Annotated in this window: 12 protein-coding genes and 10 pseudogenes; 14 read left to right on the forward strand and 8 right to left on the reverse strand. The window is 57.6% G+C overall.

The features are described 5' to 3' along the window. Nucleotides 1-48: 48 nt before the first annotated feature. From SOPEG_RS30435 to SOPEG_RS22040, 3 genes and pseudogenes are all read right to left on the reverse strand, one after another. Nucleotides 49-450, reverse strand: a complete 402-nt coding sequence (locus tag SOPEG_RS30435; protein ID WP_257720366.1) for an NAD(P)-dependent oxidoreductase — start codon at nt 448-450, stop codon at nt 49-51. Nucleotide 451: 1 nt separating this feature from the next. Then, nucleotides 452-955 (reverse strand): annotated as a pseudogene (locus SOPEG_RS30440) (NAD(P)-dependent oxidoreductase); the annotation flags it as partial. A 162-nt stretch (nt 956-1,117) separates the two neighbouring features. Further along, nucleotides 1,118-1,581, reverse strand: a pseudogene (locus tag SOPEG_RS22040) (N-acetyltransferase). 239 nt (nt 1,582-1,820) lie between these two features. On the opposite strand from SOPEG_RS22040, the gene glyQ reads away from it, so the two are divergent. From glyQ to SOPEG_RS22070, 7 genes and pseudogenes are all read left to right on the forward strand, one after another. Further along, the gene (gene glyQ / locus SOPEG_RS22045) at nt 1,821-2,735 is read left to right on the forward strand and encodes a glycine--tRNA ligase subunit alpha (RefSeq protein ID WP_025246962.1); all 915 of its coding nucleotides are present in this window, start codon (nt 1,821-1,823) and stop codon (nt 2,733-2,735) included. A 9-nt stretch (nt 2,736-2,744) separates the two neighbouring features. Further along, nucleotides 2,745-4,814 (forward strand): glycine--tRNA ligase subunit beta, encoded by a 2,070-nt coding sequence (glyS, locus tag SOPEG_RS22050; protein ID WP_025246963.1) that lies wholly within the window; start codon nt 2,745-2,747, stop codon nt 4,812-4,814. 173 nt (nt 4,815-4,987) lie between these two features. Further along, nucleotides 4,988-5,149 (forward strand): DUF3053 family protein, encoded by a 162-nt coding sequence (locus SOPEG_RS30330; RefSeq protein ID WP_158382511.1) that lies wholly within the window; start codon nt 4,988-4,990, stop codon nt 5,147-5,149. Further along, nucleotides 5,146-5,643: a DUF3053 family protein gene (locus SOPEG_RS23635; RefSeq protein ID WP_250635987.1), complete on the forward strand. Its 498-nt coding sequence runs from the start codon at nt 5,146-5,148 to the stop codon at nt 5,641-5,643. Before SOPEG_RS30330 ends, SOPEG_RS23635 begins: the two co-directional genes overlap by 4 nt. Before the next feature lie 522 nt (nt 5,644-6,165). Beyond that, nucleotides 6,166-8,092 (forward strand): annotated as a pseudogene (locus tag SOPEG_RS22060) (PTS mannitol transporter subunit IICBA). 99 nt (nt 8,093-8,191) lie between these two features. After that, nucleotides 8,192-9,340, forward strand: a complete 1,149-nt coding sequence (locus tag SOPEG_RS22065; RefSeq protein ID WP_025246964.1) for a mannitol-1-phosphate 5-dehydrogenase — start codon at nt 8,192-8,194, stop codon at nt 9,338-9,340. A gap of 58 nt (nt 9,341-9,398) precedes the next feature. Further along, complete coding sequence (locus SOPEG_RS22070) at nt 9,399-9,947, forward strand: MltR family transcriptional regulator (protein WP_025246965.1); 549 nt, start codon at nt 9,399-9,401, stop codon at nt 9,945-9,947. Nucleotides 9,948-10,130: 183 nt separating this feature from the next. Here SOPEG_RS22070 and sodA read toward each other — a convergent pair whose 3' ends face one another. Beyond that, nucleotides 10,131-10,748, reverse strand: coding sequence for a superoxide dismutase [Mn] (gene sodA / locus SOPEG_RS22075; protein WP_025246966.1), 618 nt, complete (start codon nt 10,746-10,748; stop codon nt 10,131-10,133). Between the two features lie 117 nt (nt 10,749-10,865). Beyond that, nucleotides 10,866-11,693, reverse strand: a pseudogene (fdhD, locus tag SOPEG_RS22080) (formate dehydrogenase accessory sulfurtransferase FdhD). A gap of 181 nt (nt 11,694-11,874) precedes the next feature. Between fdhD and SOPEG_RS22085 the strand changes: the two are divergent. The 4 genes and pseudogenes from SOPEG_RS22085 to SOPEG_RS31100 all read left to right on the forward strand — a co-directional run bounded on the left by SOPEG_RS22085 (nt 11,875) and on the right by SOPEG_RS31100 (nt 14,896). After that, complete coding sequence (locus SOPEG_RS22085) at nt 11,875-12,468, forward strand: DcrB/PsbP domain-containing protein (RefSeq protein ID WP_025246967.1); 594 nt, start codon at nt 11,875-11,877, stop codon at nt 12,466-12,468. A gap of 300 nt (nt 12,469-12,768) precedes the next feature. After that, on the forward strand, nt 12,769-13,314 hold the full coding sequence (locus SOPEG_RS22090; RefSeq protein ID WP_025246968.1) for a glutathione S-transferase N-terminal domain-containing protein: 546 nt from the start codon (nt 12,769-12,771) through the stop codon (nt 13,312-13,314). Between the two features lie 167 nt (nt 13,315-13,481). Continuing rightward, a pseudogene (locus tag SOPEG_RS31095) lies at nt 13,482-13,944 on the forward strand (aldehyde dehydrogenase family protein); the annotation flags it as partial. 88 nt (nt 13,945-14,032) lie between these two features. Next, nucleotides 14,033-14,896: an aldehyde dehydrogenase family protein gene (locus SOPEG_RS31100; protein WP_417903429.1), complete on the forward strand. Its 864-nt coding sequence runs from the start codon at nt 14,033-14,035 to the stop codon at nt 14,894-14,896. A gap of 21 nt (nt 14,897-14,917) precedes the next feature. Here the strand turns inward: SOPEG_RS31100 and SOPEG_RS22100 are convergent. Beyond that, nucleotides 14,918-15,256, reverse strand: a pseudogene (locus SOPEG_RS22100) (multidrug transporter MdfA); the annotation flags it as partial. 169 nt (nt 15,257-15,425) lie between these two features. Here SOPEG_RS22100 and istA point away from each other — a divergent pair. Further along, a pseudogene (gene istA, locus SOPEG_RS22105) lies at nt 15,426-16,975 on the forward strand (IS21 family transposase). Nucleotides 16,976-16,986: 11 nt separating this feature from the next. After that, the gene (gene istB / locus SOPEG_RS22110; RefSeq protein ID WP_038469234.1) at nt 16,987-17,736 is read left to right on the forward strand and encodes an IS21-like element ISSoEn3 family helper ATPase IstB; all 750 of its coding nucleotides are present in this window, start codon (nt 16,987-16,989) and stop codon (nt 17,734-17,736) included. A 94-nt stretch (nt 17,737-17,830) separates the two neighbouring features. Here istB and SOPEG_RS22115 read toward each other — a convergent pair. Continuing rightward, nucleotides 17,831-18,574, reverse strand: a pseudogene (locus tag SOPEG_RS22115) (MFS transporter); the annotation flags it as partial. Between the two features lie 218 nt (nt 18,575-18,792). Here SOPEG_RS22115 and SOPEG_RS22120 point away from each other — a divergent pair. Continuing rightward, a pseudogene (locus SOPEG_RS22120) lies at nt 18,793-19,803 on the forward strand (acyltransferase). Nucleotides 19,804-19,966: 163 nt separating this feature from the next. Here the strand turns inward: SOPEG_RS22120 and SOPEG_RS22125 are convergent. Next, nucleotides 19,967-20,882 (reverse strand): annotated as a pseudogene (locus SOPEG_RS22125) (GlxA family transcriptional regulator). Between the last annotated feature and the right edge of the window lies 1 nt (nt 20,883).

The following is a 20,883-nucleotide window of genomic DNA, read 5'->3' on the forward strand; positions in this document are numbered from 1 at the left end:
TAACGCAATTTTTTTCCACCCGGCCGGTAAGGGCGGTGATGAGATTATTCACCGCGTCGGCGGCCATATTGTGGCGGGTCTCATGAGTGGCGGAACCAATGTGCGGCAGCGCCACGCGACATTGGGCAGGCGCAGCAGCGGTGAGGTGGCCGGCAGCGGCTCTTGCTCGAACACATCGAGTCCGGCGGCGAGAAGACTGCGGTTTTCCAGTGCCGCAATCAGCGCCGCTTCATCCACCACCGGACCGCGGCCCGCATTGATAAGGATGGCGCCGGGCTTCATTTTCGCCAGTTTGCCGGCGTCGATTAAATGGTGCGTCTGTGCCGTCAACGGTAGGATCAGGCAGACGAAATCCGATTGCGCCAGCAAGGTATCTAGATCGCAGTAGCGGGCGTCGTAGCGCTTTTCCGCCTCGGGGTGCTGATGGCGCGCATAGTAAAGCACATTCATATCGAAACCGGCGCGCGCGCTGCGCCAGCGCCATGCCGATACGGCCCATGCCCACTACGCCGAGGGTCTTATGATGGACATTGACGCCGTACCAGTTTTCGTCAATGCTGCGCTGCCATTCGCCGGCTTTGACCCGCTCGGCCGATTCGACCACCCGCCGCGCGGTGGCGAGCACCAGCGCCATCAGCGTATCCGCCACGGTATCGGTCAGAACGGTCGGGGTATGCATCAGGAGCACACCGCGCGCGCTGAGCGCCTGCACATCGAAATTGTCGTAACCCACGGAAATCGTCGAGGCGGCTTTTAGCGCCGGCATACGGTCAAGCAGCGCGCTATCCACCTTACCGTCGGCGCCGATGAGGCCCACCGCGTTCGCCAGGGTTTGCGCGTGTTGCTGCATATTGTCGTCGGTGAGCCCGTCGAACGCCGTGACGCTGAAATGCTCATCGAGACGTTGGCGTAAATCTTCCGGGATGGGTTTATACAAAATCACAGCAGGCTTCATCGAAATCTCTATTTATCAGTGATTGCCTGGTTCATTATTAATCAGCATACCACTTTTCACCGCGGGGAACAGACGCGCCGCGGAGGAGGTCAAGACGAAGCGGGTAGCGCAGGACGCCTTGCGCAGTAGCGCTAGGGGACGATAGCGGAGTCGGTTGCGGGTTCATGAGGGAGGAGGCGTGCTGCTATGCATTATGCCGCCGGCGCGCCAGTGCAGGGTGAGGATGAGATGGCCGGTTTCAGCATTGAGCCGCTGCGCAATCGGGATGAATCCGCGGCGATGATAAAATCGGCAGGCGGGGCGGTTGAGCCAGTAAACTTCCAGCGTCAGCGCGGGATAAGCCTGCTGCGCCAGCGCCATCAGCGCTCGCCCCACCCCGGCGTGCTGTTGGGCGGGCACCACGAACAGCACCCCACCACCTTGTCGCGCAATACGCTGATAAAGCCGGCGAGGACGGATTCCCGCTCCGCCACCCAGGTACGGGCGGCGGGCAGATAGTCGTCGCGTACCGACGACAGACTCTCCTGCCAATAGGAGGGCGGAATGAAAGGATGCGCGCGGGTGGTGCTTTCCAGCCACAGCGTCAGCACCGCCGGCAGATCCTGCTGGCGCATAGGCCGGATCACCATGAGATATCGGCTGGCGCGGCATATTGCCGGCGGAAGTTGATACGGGCAATGTTCCGGTGCGAATAAGGTTGCATAGACCCCCCTGCCGTTCGGCGAATAAGCGCGACGCTGGCCCTTATGGTTAAATCTGCGGCGCGTATTCGCAGTTGTTGCCGGATCCGGGCTGTATATCTGAACGCCAGAGGGTATACTGGCGCCTTCTCATTACATCCACTTGCAACGCGTGCGAATTCAACATGCAAAAGTTTGATCCCAAGACCTTTCAGGGCCTGATCCTGACGCTCCAGGATTACTGGGCGCGTCAGGGCTGCACCATCGTCCAGCCGCTGGATATGGAAGTCGGCGCGGGGACTTCCCATCCCATGACCTGCCTGTGGGCGCTTGGCCCGGAGCCCATCGCCACCGCCTATGTACAGTCTTCGCGTCGTCCTACCGATGGCCGCTACGGTGAAAACCCCAACCGGCTGCAGCATTATTACCAGTTTCAGGTCATCATCAAACCTTCGCCGGAGAATATTCAGGAATTATATCTCGGTTCGCTGAGAGAAGTTGGCCTGGATCCCACCATTCACGATATCCGTTTTGTGGAGGACAACTGGGAAAACCCGACATTGGGGGCCTGGGGACTGGGCTGGGAAGTCTGGCTGAACGGCATGGAGGTGACGCAGTTTACCTATTTTCAGCAGGTGGGTGGGCTGGAATGCCGGCCGGTCACGGGGGAAATTACCTACGGGCTTGAGCGTTTGGCGATGTATTTGCAGGGCGTCGACAGCGTCTATGATCTGGTCTGGGGCGACGGCCCGCTGGGCCGTACCACCTATGGCGACGTATTCCACCAAAACGAAGTCGAGCAATCGACCTACAATTTTGAATATGCCGACGTGGATTTTCTGTTCACCTGCTTTGAACAGTACGAAAAAGAGGCGCAAACCCTGCTGGCCCTGGAAAAACCCCTGCCGCTGCCGGCCTATGAACGCATCCTCAAGGCGGCGCACAGCTTCAATTTGCTGGACGCCCGTAAGGCGATTTCGGTCACGGAACGCCAGCGCTATATTCTACGGATCCGCACCTTGACCAAAGCCGTGGCGGAAGCCTACTACGCTTCACGCGAAGCGCTGGGTTTCCCGATGTGCAAAAAGAATGAGAAATAAGAGGCAGCCATGACGCAACACACTTTTCTGGTGGAAATCGGCACGGAAGAGCTGCCGCCAAAGGCGCTGCGCGCTTTGGCTAGGGCCTTCGCCGCCCAAATTAGCGGTGAACTTGATGCGGCCAGCGTTCGCCACGGCGAGGTGAGCTGGTTTGCCGCGCCGCGCCGACTGGCGGTCAAGGTCGCCGAACTTGACGGCGCCCAGGCAGATAGCGACGTTGAGAAGCGCGGCCCCGCCGTCGCCCAGGCGTTCGACGCCGACGGCAACCCGACGAAAGCGGCCGAGGGCTGGGCGCGCGGCTGCGGCATTATGGTCAGCCAGGCCGAGCGTCTTGCGACCGAGAAAGGCGAATGGCTGGTTTACCGCGCCCGGGTAAAGGGGCAGCCTGTGCAGGCCCTGCTGTGCGATATGGTCAGCCGCGCGCTGGGTAAGCTGCCGATCCCGAAAATGATGCGCTGGGGCGACAATGAGACCCAATTCATTCGACCGGTGCATACGGTGACGATGCTGCTGGACGACAATGTGATACCGGGCAGAGTGCTTGGTATTGACGCCGATCGCCTTCTGCGCGGCCATCGCTTTATGGGCGAGCGGGAAATCAGCCTCGAACACGCGGACCAGTATGCGCAGGTACTGCTGGCGCGCGGCCGGGTAATGGCCGACTATTTGCAGCGTAAAGAAACGATTCGTCAAGACGCGGAAGCGGCGGCCAAACGGTTAGGCGGCGTGGCCGATCTGAGCGATAGCCTGCTGGAAGAGGTTACCTCGCTGGTGGAATGGCCGGTGGTGCTTACCGCCCGTTTTGAAGAGAAGTTCCTGGCGGTGCCGGCGGAAGCGCTGGTCTACACCATGAAAGGCGACCAAAAATACTTCCCGGTGTATGACGCCGCGGGCAATCTGATGCCGCACTTCATCTTCGTCGCCAATATCGAGTCGAAAGATCCGCAGCAGATTATCGCCGGCAATGAAAAAGTCGTGCGCCCGCGGTTGGCGGATGCGGAATTCTTCTTCAATACCGACCGCAAACAGCGGTTGGAAGATCGCCTGCCGCGCCTGGATACGGTGCTGTTCCAAAAGCAGCTTGGTACCCTGCGCGATAAAAGCGATCGCATCGAAGCCCTGGCGGCCTGGATAGCCGCCCGAATTGGCGCGGATGTGCCGCAGGCGGCGCGTGCCGGCCTGTTGTCCAAATGCGATCTGATGACCAATATGGTGTTTGAGTTTACCGACACCCAGGGCGTGATGGGCATGCATTACGCCCGCCATGACGGCGAGCCGGAAGCGGTGGCGCTGGCGCAAAAAGAGCAATATCAGCCGCGGTTCGCCGGCGATGCGCTGCCCACGACGCTGGTGTCCTGCGCGGTGGCCATCGCCGACAAGATGAACACGCTGGCCGGCATTTTTGGTATCGGCCAGCATCCTAAAGGGGATAAAGATCCTTTCGCCCTGCGCCGCGCCGCCCTCGGCGTGCTGCGTATTATCGTGGAAAAACAGCTGCCCCTCGACCTACAGACGTTGACGGAAGAAGCGGCGCGCCTGTACGGCGAAAAGCTGACCAACGGCGCGGTGGTGGAGGAGGTTATCGACTTCATGCTCGGCCGTTTCCGCGCCTGGTATCAAGAGCAGGGACACAGCGTCGACACCATTCAGGCGGTACTGGTGCGTCGCCCGACCCGCCCGGCGAATTTCGACTCCCGGGTGCGCGCGGTGAGCTATTTCCGCACCCTGGAGGAAGCCGCGGCGCTGGCGGCGGCCAATAAGCGGGTATCAAACATTTTGGCCAAAGCCGACGATCCGGTCCACGCGAGTCTGCAGGCCTCGTTACTTAAGGATCCGGCCGAAATCACGCTGGCGACCCATTTGGTGGTGCTACGCGAAAAGCTGCAGCCGATGTTCGAGGCCGGACGCTATCAGGACGCGCTGGTGGAGCTGGCGGCGCTGCGTGAGCCGGTGGATGCCTTCTTTGATAGCGTCATGGTGATGGCGGAGGATAATCAGGTGCGGGTGAATCGCCTGACGTTGCTGTCGCAGCTGCGCGAACTGTTCTTGCAGGTCGCGGATATTTCGCTGCTGCAATAGGCCGCGTGTTGCCGCCGGCTCGGCGCCCGACAGAGGGCGCCGAGTCCGCGGTTTTTGCCCGTCGCGAAACTGCACTATCATTGTTACTGAGTCAGGGAAGGCGAAGTGAATACCTAAACCGGGAAAATGAGTTTTCATTTACAGGAGTAAAGGTTATGACTTTAAGGGAGCGCATGGGCCTCTATCGACCGCTGCTGGCAATGCTGGTTTTGTTGCTTGGCGTCTTTCAACTGACCGGCGGCGGCGATAAAGAGCCGGAGCAGCGGCAAGCCTTTATACAATTCTTGCAAAATACGGTTTTGCCGGGCCGGGCGGTGAACGGATCCCCACGCTGAGCGCGGCGCAAAAGGAGCAGTTTGGCCCTTACGCCAATGACTACCAGATTTTGCAAACCTTTAGCGATAAATTCCTCAGCTCGGTTAACGGCTCGCTGGTACAGGTGCTCGATGAAATAAGCCAAATTCGCGTGCCGCAGGATTACGTGTCCCATCGGCAGACGCTTGCGCAGGCCGGCGGCGCGCTTAATATGCTGGCTCCCGATCTGGCGCGTGCCAAAAAACAGGCGGACGATGGCCGCGCCGCGCTTAAGCAACCGGAAGATTTGCAAAAGGTTTACAACCAGGCGTACGACAAGCTGGTGACAGGGCCGATACAGAAAGTCACTCCCGTGATCGGCGCCGCCTCCTCTCTGGCGGAGCAGCTGGTCCACGTGGGGGATTTTCTCGCCATGCAGACGGGACAGGGGCAGCCCAGCTATGAGGGGGGATCGGTAAGCTTCCCCACGCAGCTGCTACAGGCGCAAAACAGCGCAGGCGAGCTGCTGCCCTGAGGGCGCGGACCATGTGCCACCGCCCTTGGCCAGCTGTTGCCGGACGGGCGCACGGTTGGCCTTCGTCTTGCCGGCGGGTGCAAGACGAAGGCAACCGCAACCGCGCCGGCGTAGTTCGTTGGCGCTAGTCGCCCAGCGCGCGATGGTGGCGCATATTCCTCTTTTCTAACGGTAACTTTGTTACACCTTTCCCTGTTATTTTCACGGCATACCGCCGCGGCTGATGGCGCATAGTGCTAAGCTTCGCCGCCATAGGCGCTCCGCCAATAAGTTTTTTGTGATTTAAGTCACGTTTCTATTACAAATTCGCCGCCTTATGATGTGATGTATATCACCAAGATAGCCCTCTTTAGGGGGGATGTCCTCGTGATTAGCATCACAATAATTGACTTCGCTACGCTATCGCAAAAGAGCGTGGTAGAGTCGCGCTGCCAATAGTAATACCGGCGGATGATGCAACACTGCCGCAACAAATTTCACGCGCTCTTATTGTATAGCGCGTCTCAATAGGGGTGAGTTTTTATGTCTTCTTCGGATATAAAGGTCAGAGTGCAGAACTTTGGCCGCTTCCTGAGCAATATGGTGATGCCCAATATTGGCGCCTTTATCGCCTGGGGCATTATCACCGCGCTGTTTATTCCTACAGGCTGGACGCCAAACACGACGTTAGCCAAACTGGTCGCGCCAATGATCACCTACCTGCTACCGTTGCTGATTGGCTATACCGGCGGTAGGATGGTAAGGGGCGAGCGCGGTGGCGTCGTCGGCGCAATTACCACGATGGGGGTGATCGCCGGCGCCGATATGTCGATGTTCCTCGACTCGATGATTGCCGGTCCTCTGGGCAGCTGGGCTATCAAACGCTTCGACCGCCTTGTCGACGGTAAAATCAAAAGCGGCTTCGAGATGCTGGTGAACAACTTCTCGGCCGGTATTATCGGTATGTTGCTGGCGATTTTGGCCTTCCTGGCCATTGGTCCGCTGGTTGAAATGTTGTCAAAAGACCTGGCGGCCGGCGTTCACCTGATGGTGACCTATAACATGCTGCCGCTGACCTCCATCTTCGTCGAGCCGGCAAAAATCCTGTTCCTGAATAATACCATCAACCACGGCATCTTCTCGCCGCTGGGTATTCAGCAGGCAACGGAGACCGGCAAATCAATATTCTTCCTGATTGAAGCCAACCCCGGCCCGGGCATGGGCGTGCTGATGGCGTATATGCTGTTTGGCCGCGGTAACGCCAAGCAATCCGCCGGCGGCGCCGCCATCATCCATTTCCTGGGCGGTATTCACGAAATTTACTTCCCCTATGTGCTGATGAACCCGCGTTTACTGATTGCGGTGATTCTCGGCGGCATGACCGGCGTTTTCACGCTGAATCTGCTGGGCGGCGGTCTGGTTTCACCGGCGTCTCCCGGCTCCATTCTGGCCGTGCTGGCCATGACCCCCAAAGGCACCTATTTCACTAACCTGGCCGCCATCGTTGCCGCTTTCGCCGTCTCGTTCGTCATCTCTTCGATTCTGCTTAAGAGTTCACGCGCAACCGGCGATGAAGATAATCTCGCCGAGGCATCACGCCGCGTGCAGGATATGAAAGCCCAGTCGAAAGGCGTCGCCGCCCCCGTTAACACGGGCGCCACGGGTGATTTGAGCTCGGTGCGTAAAATTATCGTGGCCTGTACGCCGGTATGGGGTCGAGCGTGATGGGCGCTGGCGTGTTGCGTAAAAAGGTGAACGAGGCCGGGCTGAAGAACATCAGCGTGACCAACAGCGCCATCAATAATCTTCCCGATGATGTGGATTTGGTGATAACCCATCGCGACCTGACCGAGCGCGCGATGCGTCATGCGCCGCAGGCGCAGCATATTTCGCTGAATAACTTTCTCGACAGCCAGCTTTACAGCGATTTGACCGCGCGTCTGGTAGCGGTACAGAAAAGCGGGGATAATCAGCAAAGAGTTATGACCACGCTGGACGACAGCTTCGAGGACAGCGAACAAAACCTGTTCCGCCTCACCGCCGACAACGTTTTTCTCGGTCAACACGCGGATCATATAAAGAGCAAGCGATCCGTTTCGCCGGCGAGCAGTTGGTCAAAGGCGGTTATGTCCAGCCCGAATATGTACAGGCAATGCTGGATCGCGAAAAACTGACTTCGACTTACCTGGGTGAGTCCATCGCGGTGCCACATGGCACGATCGAGGCGAAGGACCGCGTTCTGCGTACCGGCGTCGTGTTCTGCCAGTACCCTGACGGCGTACTCTTTGGTGATGAGGAAGACGATATCGCCCGGTTGGTGATAGGTATTGCCGCGCGCAATAACGAGCATATTCAGGTCATCACCAGTTTAACCAATGCACTAGATGATGACGCAGTGATCGCGCGTTTAAGCCAAACCACCGATGTGCAGGAAGTCCTGGAACTGCTGGCGAGCGCTAAAGCGTCCTGACCAGGCACGGGGGCGGGTCACTCTGCGCAAGAAACGAGGGGGCCTGCCATGGCCCCTTTTTTGCTTAGATTTTTGCTGAGATAATTTAAGGTTAACGTTATGAAAGAATTACATTTCGGAGCAGGTAATATCGGCCGCGGGTTTATCGGTAAACTGTTGGCCGATGCCGGTGTAGAGGTTGTTTTCGCCGATGTGAACCAGCAGGTTCTTGATGCGCTTAATCAGCGCCACCAATACCCGGTGCGGGTGGTGGGCGAACAGGCGCAGGTAGAGACCGTAAGCGGGGTCAGCGCGGTTCACAGCGGCAGCGACGAGGTCGTGGCGCTGATCTCCAGCGTGGATTTGATCACCACCGCGGTGGGCCCGCAGATTCTTGAGCGCATCGCGCCGGCCGTTGCACGCGGACTGGTTAAGCGGCACGATGGCGGCAACACCCAGCCGCTGAACATCATCGCCTGCGAAAATATGGTGCGCGGCACCAGCCAGCTCAAACAGCACGTACTTAACGCGCTGGAGCCGCAATTTCATGCCTGGGTAGAGCAGCAGGTGGGTTTTGTCGATTCCGCCGTGGACCGTATTGTGCCGCCGGCGGAAGCGGGCAGTGACGATCCGTTAGCGGTGACGGTCGAAAGCTTCAGCGAGTGGATTGTGGATAAAACCCAGTTCAAAGGCGTCCCGCCCACCCTCGCCGGGATGGAACTGACCGACAATTTAATGGCGTTTGTTGAACGCAAGCTGTTTACGCTTAATACCGGCCACGCCATCACCGCTTATCTGGGCCAGCTCGCCGGCCACCAGACCATCCGCGATGCTATTCTCGATCCGGCCGTACGCCAGGTAGTCAAAGGCGCGATGGAGGAGAGCGGGGCAGTACTCATCAATCGTTATGGCTTCGATGCGCAAAAGCATGCTGCTTATATCAACAAAATTTTGCAGCGCTTCGAGAACCCCTATCTGCACGACGACGTAGAACGCGTGGGCCGGCAGCCGTTGCGTAAGCTTGGCGAAGGCGATCGGTTAATTAAACCTCTGCGCGGGACGTTGGAGTACGGCCTTGGCCATGCCAATCTGGTCAAAGGCATCGCCGCCGCCATGCACTATCGCAGCGATCAGGACCCGCAGGCCAAAGAGTGGGCGGCATTGCTGGCAGACGTTGGCGCTGCGGCGGCGTTGGCCAAAGTCTCTGGCCTTGATGAAGAAAGTGAAGTTGTCGCGCAAGTGGTGAATGCCTATAACGCCATGCAGTAATCGACAGAACCGAGGGCGGATGCGATGCCGCTCCCTGGCCCGCTACATGGTGTGCAACATGACGGAAAACACTCAGCTGCTGGAAAACAGCGTGCTCGAACGCCTGAATGCCGGGACCACGGTGCGGGAGTTTTTGCGGGCGGCGATTACGCTGCTGGCGGAAGCCGTGGCCATTCTGGTGACGCAGGTGTTCCGCAAGGATGGCTATGCGGTTAAATACGCCGTGGAGCCGTTACTGGTGGGCGCAGGTCCGCTGGCGGAGCTGTCGGTGCGTTTGAAATTGGTTTATGCGTTAGGGGTGATAAGCCGCCAGGAGTATGAAGACGCCGAACTGCTGATGGCGCTGCATGAGGAATTGCAGCAGGATCCGGGCGATTACCGCTTTACCGATGATGAAATTATGGGGCCGTTTGGCGAGCTGCATTGTGTCGCCGTGTTCCCGCCGTCGCCGCAGATCGCCCATGCGCCGGGAGATGAAGCGCTGGCGAAGATGCAACGGCAGCGCTACCAGCAAATGGTGCGCTCGACGGTGGTCCTTTCCGCCACCGAATATCTGGTGCGGATCAGCGCTAAAAAAGCGTTCTCCGATCGGCTGCTGCTGAAATAAACGCCGCGCGGGGGTTCGTGCGCCCGCGTTATCCGCCGAAAGGGCAGTGCTAAACCTACATACTTACACCTTCTTCCCGAGCGTGCGCGTTATTTGCTGGCGGCGCGCGGGCAAAAAAATCCCCGCCGTGGGCGGGGATGGGGCCGGCGTTATCCCGATGCTCGGGCGCGCGGCAGGGATAAATCAGGCGTGGCTAAAACGCGCGGCCGCTTCATCCCAGTTCACCACGTTCCAGAATGACTTGATGTAGTCCGGGCGGCGGTTCTGATATTTCAAGTAATAAGCGTGCTCCCAAACGTCCAGACCCAAAATCGGGTAGCCGGAGATACCGGAAATCGCTTCGCCCATCAGCGGGTTGTCCTGGTTGGCGGTGGACACCACGGCCAATTTGCCGTCTTTTTTCACAAGCCAGGCCCAGCCGGAACCGAAACGGGTCGCGGCGGCTTTCCCGAACGCCTCTTTAAAAGCGTCAACGCTGCCGAAATCACGCTCGATAGCGCTTTTCAATTCGCCCTGCAAGGTGGTGCCTTGCTTCAGGCCCTTCCAGAACAGACTATGGTTGGCATGACCACCGGCGTTATTGCGCAGTACGGTCTTTTTGTCCGCTGGAAGCTGGTCTAGTTTTTGAATCAGGTCGTCGACCGGCAAATTGGCGAATTCCGGCAGGCTTTTCAGGGCGCCGTTGGCGTTGTTGACATAGGTCTGATGGTGTTTAGTGTGATGAATTTCCATCGTTTCTTTGTCGAAATGCGGTTCCAGGGCGTCATAGCCATAAGGCAGGGAAGGTAGCGTAAAGCTCATAACAATCTCTCCATTTCTAGTTGAACCGGCCCCCTTTAAAAGCATGTTAGGGTCGCGTAAGCAATCCGATCATTATAGTTAATTAAACGTTTATCGGTTACTTTAAAAAGAACATGTTTAACTTATGTCTTCAACAATCCGCGTTGGATGGGTAAAGACCATAGCGCGCCCCGGTTTACTGAATCCCATCAGCGTCAGGCCGCAGCGCTCGGCGACCTCTACCGCCAGCGAGGTGGCGGCGGAAACGGCGAACAGGATTTCTACCCCGCACATGGCCGCTTTCTGAACCATTTCATAGCTGGCGCGGCTGGAAACCAGGACCGCCCCGGGCGTTTCACCCCGGCGCGCGCGCATGCCGAGCAGTTTATCCAGCGCCACGTGGCGACCGACGTCTTCGGCGCCATAGCTTAAATCCCCCTCCGGCGAGATCCAGGCCGCAGCATGAGTGTAGCCCGTGAGCCGGCCGATGGGCTGCACCTCTGGCAATTGCGCCAACGCCCGATCCAACTGTGCCAAGGGCCAACGTTGCGTGAAGGGTAATGACAGCAGCGGCTTGCCGATTTCATCCAGTTGCTCCACGTCGCAGATACCGCAACCGGTGCGCCCGGCCAGCGCTCGACGCGGCGCTTTCAAGGCCATAAAACGGCGGCTGGAAAGCTTGACCTGCACCTCTAGGCCCTAACGGGCAGGCACGATATCAATACCGTAAATATCCGTCGGCGAGGCGATTATGCCTTCGGATAACGAGAAGCCAAGGGCGAAAACGTCCAGTTCTTTCGGCGACGCCATCATCACCACATGAGAGATGCCGTTATAGACCAGCGCGACCGGCACTTCCTCGGCCAGCCAGTCCGGCTCCGTTTGATGGAGCCGGCCGCGCCGGCGGACGCTGGACTGGCAAATGCCCGGTTGGGCGTCATCGGCGTGAAAAGTGGCGTGTTTCACCAGGGGTTTCTCCCGTAATGTGGTAGGGCGCTATTATTCGCCGCTACGGCCAGCGATGCAAATTCTCGACCCAAGCGAGCGGGCACCATAATGTAAACAGTTTTCTTTTTTAGTCAGTTGCGTAATCCTCCGGCCGTTGCTACGGTTAATGGAACATCATTGCGGATAAGAATTGAGGGCTATGACCAGGCATTATTTCAAGATCGCGCTATTCCTTATGCTGTCGGCCGGCGGGCTGGCAGGCACGGCGGCGTCGGCGGCCGACAGCGGGACGGGCAACGCGTCCGCGCCGCCGGTCAACGGCATCGACGTCGCCGCGCTGAACGGCAAAGTGACGCTGCAAGTGCCGGGGGCTTTCGTTAATCAAACCCGCGAAGACACCACCTCGCAAAATCCCGGCGTGAAGATCCAGGTGTTCACCGACCGGCAGCGCCAGCAGGTGATAGGGGTAAGCGAGGTGCCGACCGCGGCCGGCGATGCCAATGATACCAGCGCCGATGCCTTTAACAAGATGGCTCAGGGCAGCTTGTCCGGTCTGAAAACCCAATATAAGGATGTGCAGAAAACCGGTCAAAGCACCGAAATCGTCGCTGGCCGTAAATTCCTGCGTCTGGATACCCGTCAATCGGTGGAAGGCAATGCCATGCTCGGTTCCACTATCACCACGCCGTATGCGGGTAATGTGCTAACCATTCAGGTGCTGACGCCAGCCAAAAATGAGGTGCAGCACAATCGGTTGGTGAAGCAAGTGCTGGGGACGGTGGCGTTTCATTAACTCTGGTGTTGGGCCGACGACGGTGTTCCCCCTGCGCTCACCCGAGACAGCGCATAGGCACTCCGCGGTTGCATTCGCCGGGTGGCCTGTGCCGGCACCTTGCCGTCATTCACCCGGGGGCGCACGCCGGCATGATCCCTCGTGACCCTATCGACGCGCTAAGGTTAAATCTACTGGACGAGCCGCAAAGGCCGCTTTTATTCTGGTTAAAGATCGGGCGGGCAAGACCGCTTTTATTTCCCGTTGTTGCCCCCTTTGCGCCATACTGATTATTCCGTAACCGGCAACCGGAGGTGTATCATGAAACTCATCGGCAGCTATTCCTGTCCCTTTGTGCGCAAAATTTCGGTAATTCTGCTTGAGAAAAACTTGCCGTTTACATTGGTTCACGCGGTGGATAATACGCTATCCACCGAGATAAATCCGCTAGGCAGTGCACCGGTATTGATTGACGCGCAAGGTGAAAGTCACAGCCACCCCTCGCTGATTGCCGAGTATCTGGAATGGCTACAGCCCGAACCGGCACTTCTGCCGGCCGACGCCCGTGATGCCCTAAGGGTGAAGGAGTGGGCGGCGCTGGCCGATGGCGTCACGTCGGCGGCGCTGGAGCAGGGGGCGGCGGAAGGCCGCTGGCTGAACGCATCCATGCTGTCGGTGGCGGATGTGGCCGTCGCCTGCATGCTGGGTTTTATCAACGTCCGGCGCCTGATGCCCAACTGGTGCGTTGCCCATCCTGCGCTGGTGGCCATGGCCGACCGGCTCTTCAGCCGTGAGAGTTTCGCTCGAACTCTGCCGCCGGCGACGGCCGGATTGTATAGCGATGAAACCATCGCCGCCAGAGTGTGAAGCCGCTCCGATAACCGCGATTTTCCTTCCCGTCGGCCCTGTTCATCGTCTCGGCGCGGTGTTAACGTTACGGATATAGCGTTCAGACCGCTCATCGCCGCGTGTCGATGTTGTTCGCTGACATCGGTCGACCGACCGGTAAAGCAACCAGCGTGAAGGAGAGAGCCATGGCGCACAATCCCCCTATCACAAACCTGATTCCCGGCGAATACGGGTATCCTTTTCAGCTAAAAGCACGTTATGCAAATTTTATCGGCGGCGAGTGGGTGCTGCCGCTGTGCGAGGTCGCCAGCTCCGGTCGAGACGACATCGATCTGGCGCTTGACGCCGCCCATGCTGCTCGCCCCGGCTGGGGGGCGACGTCGGTGCAGGAGCGGGCCGCGATACTGTATCGCATTGCCGATCGCATGGAGCGAAACCTTGAGCTGCTGGCGGCGGTGGAAACCTGGGATAACGGCAAGCCCATCCGCGAAACCCTGGGTGCCGCTGGCGATTGACCATTTCCGTTATTTCGCCGCCTGTATCCGCGCGCAGGAGGGCGGAATCAGCGAAATCGATAATGAAACGGTGGCTTACCACTTCCATGAGCCGTTGGGGGTAGTGGCGCAAATTATCCCCTGGAATTTCCCGCTGCTGATGGCCTGCTGGAAAATGGCGCCAGCGCTGGCCGCCGGTAACTGTATTGTACTGAAAGCCGGCCAAGCTAACGCCGCTGTCGGTGTTGGTGTTGATGGAGCTCATTCACGATCTGCTGCCGTCGGGTGTGGTAAATGTGGTCAACGGAGCAGGGAGCGAAATCGGCGAATATCTGGCGACCTCGGGGCGGGTGGCCAAAATTGCCTTTACCGGTTCCACCGAGGTCGGACAGCAGATAATGAGCTACGCGGCCCGCAACGTTATCCCGGTGACCCTTGAGCTGGGTGGCAAATCCCCGAACATTTTCTTTGCCGATGTTATGGCCAAAGAGGATGCCTTCTTTGACAAGACGCTGGAGGGGTTTGCGCTATTCGCTTTCAACCAGGGCGAGGTCTGTACCTGCCCCAGCAGAGCGCTGGTGCAGGAATCGATTTACGAACGCTTTATGGAGCGCGCTATCAAGCGGGTGGAGGCCATCAAAACCGGTAACCCGCTCGACCGCGGCACAATGATGGGCGCGCAGGTTTCCACCGGCCAGCAGGAAACCATCCTCAACTATATTGATATCGGCAAGCGAGAGGGGGCGGAAGTGCTTACCGGCGGCCGCTGCAAGCCGATGGCGGGCGATCTGGCGGCGGGATATTATCTGGAGCCGACAATTTTGTTCGGCAACAACAGCATGCGGGTTTTCCAGGAAGAAATCTTTGGTCCGGTACTGGCGGTCACGACTTTTAAGGATATGGATGAAGCGCTGGCCCTGGCCAACGACTCCGATTATGGCCTTGGCGCCGGGGTCTGGAGTCGTGACATCAATACCGCCTACCGAATGGGGCGCGGTATTCAGGCGGGGCGCGTCTGGACCAACTGCTATCATACCTATCCGGTCCACGCCGCCTTTGGCGGCTCTAAATCAGCAAACGAAATGCCTGCTGGTCAGCTATGCTGATAGCGCGACAGGTCTGTTCTGAGCCCAAACGGCACCCTTGCTGATGTTGCAGGAAAACAGCGTCAGCCTATAAAGACCGGCGTTGGCAACGCCGACGCCGAAAGCGTAGAAACTCATCCCGGCGGTCATCCACAAATAGGCGCCGGGAGACAGCAGCGTGGCGGCGGTGGCAAGCAGCAAACCGCCGAGGATGGGGACGGCGCCTAACTTTATCAGCCGCTCAACCGTGCGCCGGCCACTGTAGCGTGCCAGCGTGACGTTACCCACGATTAGCCCGCCAAATACCGGCAGCTGTAAAAGCCCGTATTCCACGGCGGTGAGGCCGTGATCGCCCATCAGGATCACCGGTGACTGCGCCAGCTGCTGGTTCCGGTCACATCCGATCACTGATTCCGATTTCACCCGATCACTAATTCTGATTTCATCCGATCACTGATTCCGGTCGCCCGATCAACGATTCCGATTCTGTCCGATCGCTCATCTTCTGTTCCGCCATACTCTGGAGACTTTTAGCTTCCGGGGGCATGGCATGGCACGTAAAAAGAAGAAAGCGAGAACGGAAATGTGCATCTATATTAATGTATTACGTATAAAATTCGAGCAGCGTCGCTCGAATCGCACTATCGCAGCAGCGCTCGGCATAGGCTGTACTACCGTGCACGATATCCTCGGCCGATTCACGGTAGCTAACCTGGTCTGGCCATTGCCGGCGGAACTGTCCCCCGTCGACCTCGACCGCCTGCTCTATCCCGGCAAATCCGGAAAAGTTATCAATACCTTACCCAGCTGGCTTGATATCGATACCGAGTTAAGCCGCAAGGGCATGACCAAGCAGCTGCTCTGGATGGAATATCAGTCCGCCGTGGGCGGTGATGCCCTCGGTTACTCACAGTTTTGTGCACTGCTCCGTGACTGAAAAAAGAAGCAGCGGCGTTCCATGCGCATGGAGCACAAGGCTGGCGAAAGCTCTTCATCGACTTCTGTGGCCCCACCGTACCTATCGTCAACCCTGCGACCGGTAGCGTACGCCAGGTCGCTATCTTCGTCGCTGCCATGGGCGTGTCAGGCTATGCGTATATCGAAGCCTGCGAAGGCCAGGACATGGCATCGTGGCTCAACGCCAATAGCCGCTGCCTGCACTTCATGGGTGGGGTTCCGGAGCTGATGATACCTGATAATCTGCGCAGCGCTGTCAGCACCCCTGACCGCTATGAGCCGGTCATAAACCAGAGCTACCAGGCGCTGGCAAATCACTATGAGACAGTGGTGCTACCGGCGCGCCCGAGAAAACCGAAAGACAAGGCGAAGGCAGAATCAACTGTGCAGCTGGTAGAACGCTGGGTTTTGGCCCGGTTGCGTAAACGTAGGTTCTACTCGCTGGCCGAACTCAACCAGGTGATACGAGAACTCAATCATGAGTTGAATTTGCGCCCGATGCGTCATTACGGCGGACAAAGTCGCCTTGAACGCTTCGAGCAGCTGGACAAACCGGCTCTTGGGCCTCTACCGCCCACACAATGGGAATACAGTGAGTATCTCGTTGCCCGAGTGGGACCTGATTACCACATAGACTACGGCAAAAACTGGTACTCGGTGCCGCATCCGCTGGTTGGCGAGCGCGTTGACGTCATCGCCACCCAACGGCTGGTGCAAATCCACCATAAGGGCGTCTGCGTGGCTACGCACCCTCGCAGCGATAACGCCTATAGGCACACGACTCAGGCGGCGCACATGCCGGCTAACCATAAGGGGCAGAGTCAGTGGACGCCGGAAAGGCTGTGCAGTTGGGCGCTGTCGGTGGGTGTGTGCACACTGAAAGTGGTCGAGTCCATCCAAAAGAGCAAAGCCCATCCGGAGCAGGCTTACCGCTCCGTGCTGGGGCTACTCAATCTGCAACGGCGCTATGAGACGACGCGACTGGAGAAGGCCTGCGCGCTGGCGTTGGAGAAAGGGTGCATTAACCGCTCTTTCATAGCCAACGTATTGAAACACGGTCGTGAAAGTGACGTCACCCAGGACGGAGCCGGCGTATCAATGCTGGTTCACGAAAACCTCCGAGGTCCGGACAGTTATCACTAAGGAGAATAAATATGGATACACTGTTAATGGCTCTGCGAGAGCTGAAGTTGTCGGCAATGGTCCAGGCGTTGGAGACGCAACGCGAACTCCCGGGGAGTTATGGGGAGCTGGGGTTCGAGGAGCGGTTGTCGCTGATGGTAGAAGCGGAAAATTTGCATAGAAAAAATAACTACATATGCCGTCTGCGACGGCAATCGCAAATGCGCTTGCAGGCAAAACCGGAAGATATCCGCTATATCCCTAGCCGAGGAGTGACACCGGAACAGATGCGAGATCTGCTAGGGGGACAATATCTGAAATATCAGAAAAGCATACTCATCACGGGGCCAACAGGTACGGGCAAAACCTGGCTCAGTTGTGCGCTTGGTGAGCAGGCATGCCGGCAGCAATATAGCGTGCGTTACTGGCGAGTGGGTCGGTTGCTGGCCCATCTTCACCAGTGTCAGGTAGACGGGACCTATCTAAAACAGCTTAAGCAGTTAGAAAAAATAGAGTTACTGATCTTGGACGACGTGGGCCTAGAATCAATAAGTCCGATGCAGGCAACGATGCTGTTGGAGGTGATGGAAGATCGCTACGACAAAAGCAGCAGCATCCTGATCAGTCAACTGCCGGTGAAAAAATGGTATGGACTGATAGAAAACCCCACGACAGCTGACGCGTTACTCGATCGGTTAGTACACCCCATCTATAGACTGGAACTTAAAGGCGAATCACTATGCAAAGAGCAAGGAGTAGCCAGCACAGGAAAAATAGACTAAACCCGAGTCAGAAGATGAGCGAACACGTGAACGAATATCACTGGAATGGGTGATCGGAAAATATCGGAATAACTGATCGGATGTCGCCGGAACAGCTGATCGGATACGTCGGAATCTGCACCAGCCACGACAGCAGCGGCAGACAGGCGCAGCCGATGGCCATGGCACCGCACAGAAACTGGCGGTTAGTGAGGATGACGCGGTAATCGTGCCACAACGACGCCGGCGAAAGCGGCTCGCCCAGCCGGGTGGCGGTCTCGGGCATCGCGCGCCATAGTCCTACCAGAGCGACAGCGGCCAGGAGAGCGAAGAGCACGAACATCATTTTCCAGGAGAAATAAGCCACGATCACCGAACCGGCCAAGGGGCCGAGCAGCGGTGCAATCAGCGCGACATTGGCCATCAATGCGGTGATTTTGATGCAAACCGCTTCCGCAAAAGATTCCTGAATGGCGGCGTATCCTACCGCGCCGATAAAACATAAGCCAAAGCCCTGCAAGAAACGCATGGCGATAAACTGTTCGATGGTATTGACCAGTAAAATACCCAGGCAGGCGCTAATGAAGAGGATCACGCCCGCCAGCATCACTGGACGGCGTCCGCGGCGATCGGACAGCGGCCCCAATACCACTGTAGCACCATGCCGCCCGCCAAATAGGCGGTCATTGACGTCGGCACCCATTCATGGCTGGCGTTAAAGCTTTCCACAACGGCCATCATGCCCGGTTGTATTATGTTGTTTGCGATATAGACGGCAAATTCAAACAGCACCAGGCACAGGGGAAACAACAGCGCCCCCCCGACCTAAACGGGTGGAGGAAGAGTTAAAAGACTTTATGATATAACCAATTGAAATTAAATGATAAAAAACAACATCTAACTGCATCAGCGGGACAGGTTGGTTATTTTGCAACCAATTTCGCCAAGTCGCAAGCCCCAACGTTGCCGTGGACACATTTCGGATAAAGATTTATTCTTTAACCTTCAATAATAAGCCAAGTTAATCTAATCTAACTCTCTGATGATCAAGCTGTTGACCGGCGGCCGGGGAAAAGGATGACGCAGATAGCCACTGAAAAAAAATTCACCTGGATAGATAATCTGCGCGGCTGTGCCTGCATGATGGTGGTAATGATACATACCACAACGTATTACGTTACTCACGGCAATACCGTAGGTGAACATAATTGGATGTTCGCCAATATGCTTAATTCGGCCTCCCGGGTAGCGGTGCCGCTGTTTATGATGATTTCTGGGTATCTGTTTTACGGCGAGCGTGCGGCGACTAAAAAACACCTGCTCAGGCTGGTGGGCTGTTTACTGTTTTACAGTGCGGTGGGGCTGATATATATGGCTTTGCTCACCCCAATCAGCGCGCACCAGGCGCTGTCAGGTATGTTGCAAAAGCCGGCGTTTTATCATCTATGGTATTTCTATGCCGTCATTGTCCTTTATTTGCTCTCACCGTTAATTCAGGTCAAAGCATTAAGCGCCAGCCACCTGGCGGTGATTATCCTGCTGGCGGCGGTACTGGCCAACCCCCATAGCCCGGCGCTTCATCTGGCAGGCGTAAAATTCGAGCCGATAAATTTATTTATTAATGGCGACATGATTTATTATTTGCTGTACGCCATTCTCGGGCGCGCCATTGGTATGCTGACGCTGGATAACAAACGCGTACTGCTGTTGTCGGCGCTGGTATTCCTGCTTGCCGTTGCGCTGATCGCGGCGGGCACCAAAAAGTAGCTTATTATTAACGGCGACTTCGCCGATACGTTTTACGAGTTTTGCGGACCCTTGGTCTTTATCGCCGCGGTGAGTTTGTTTATCTGGTTTAAATCCGCCCTGGACCATCGGCCGCTGGCGCTGCTGTCTTGGGTCTCGCGTCATTCGCTGGGCATTTACGGATTCCACGCCTTTATTATTCATTTTCTTCGCACACATGGCCTGGATATGAAACGGTGGCCGATGCTGGATATTCCGCTGATTTTTACGGTCACGTTGCTGCTAAGTCTGCGGCTGGCGGTGGCGGTGGAAAAGATAGACACCCGACGGCGCATCAGTTGAGGCCGCGGACGGTCGCCGGCGGCGTCTGCGTTGTCGGTGCAGAAGATATCGCTATTGCTTGCCGATGCGCCGTCCGTTCAGGTAGCAAACCGCAACTGCCGTTCAGGGTGCGCCGTCCGTTTATGCAGCGTACGGGCAGTCGCCGCTCAGCGTTACGAGTCTTTCAATGCGTTTGCCGGCGCGCCTGCGCGCGCCGCAGTTGACGACCGGAAGTAAAACCGGCGCAAAGCGCCGCTTTTTCGATTCCCATCCCTTGTTGTAGCCGTTGCTCGGCCACCGCCAGTCGCAACTGCTCATGATAGGCGCGTACGCTAAGGCCGAGATGAACGCGAAACAGCCTGCTAAGATGGCGGCCGCTCATGAAAACCTGCTGCGCCAGTTGCTCAAGATGCCAATCGGTCTCCGGCTCGCGGGCAAGAATATCCTGGGCCTGATGCACTGCCGGATGCAAATGATTGCGATAGCGCAGCCAGGGCGACAGTTGCGGATCATCGCCACCGCGCCGGAAATACACCACCATTTCCCGCGCCACCGACATCGCCACCTGCGGCCTCGCGTATTGGCTCACGAGATGCAGCGCCAGATCGATGCCGGCGGTAATGCCGGCGCTAGTATAGAGCCCTCTGTCCCCGACAAAAATGCGATTGTCTCGGGGCAGGGCCGCCGGCGTCTGTTGACGCAGGCGCGCCATCACCTGGTGGTGCGTCGTGCAGCAATAGCCATCAAGCAAACCGGCGCGCGCCGCCAAAAGCGCGCCGGAGCAGATGCAGACCAGCGTCCAAAGCCGTGAGTGAAAGCGCGTCCGGTGCTATTGCAACCATCGCTGGGCTGATTGCGCCTGCGGGGTCTCAAGCTGTCTGCTGGAGTCGCTGACGCCGGGCACAAACACCAGACTGTCGTCAGGCAGCGTCGCGGGCAACGGCTCGTTAGGCCGGTGGAGGTCACCACGTCCGGCTGCGGACCGATGGACCGATATAGTGCAGACGGAACCCGCCGGCCAGGGTCAGCACCTCCGCCGGCCCGGTGATATCCAGCGACATGACATGCGGCAGCAACAGGAAATAGACCTCGCGCATCACC

The organism is Candidatus Sodalis pierantonius str. SOPE (assembly GCF_000517405.1).
GTDB lineage: Bacteria > Pseudomonadota > Gammaproteobacteria > Enterobacterales > Enterobacteriaceae > Sodalis_C > Sodalis_C pierantonii.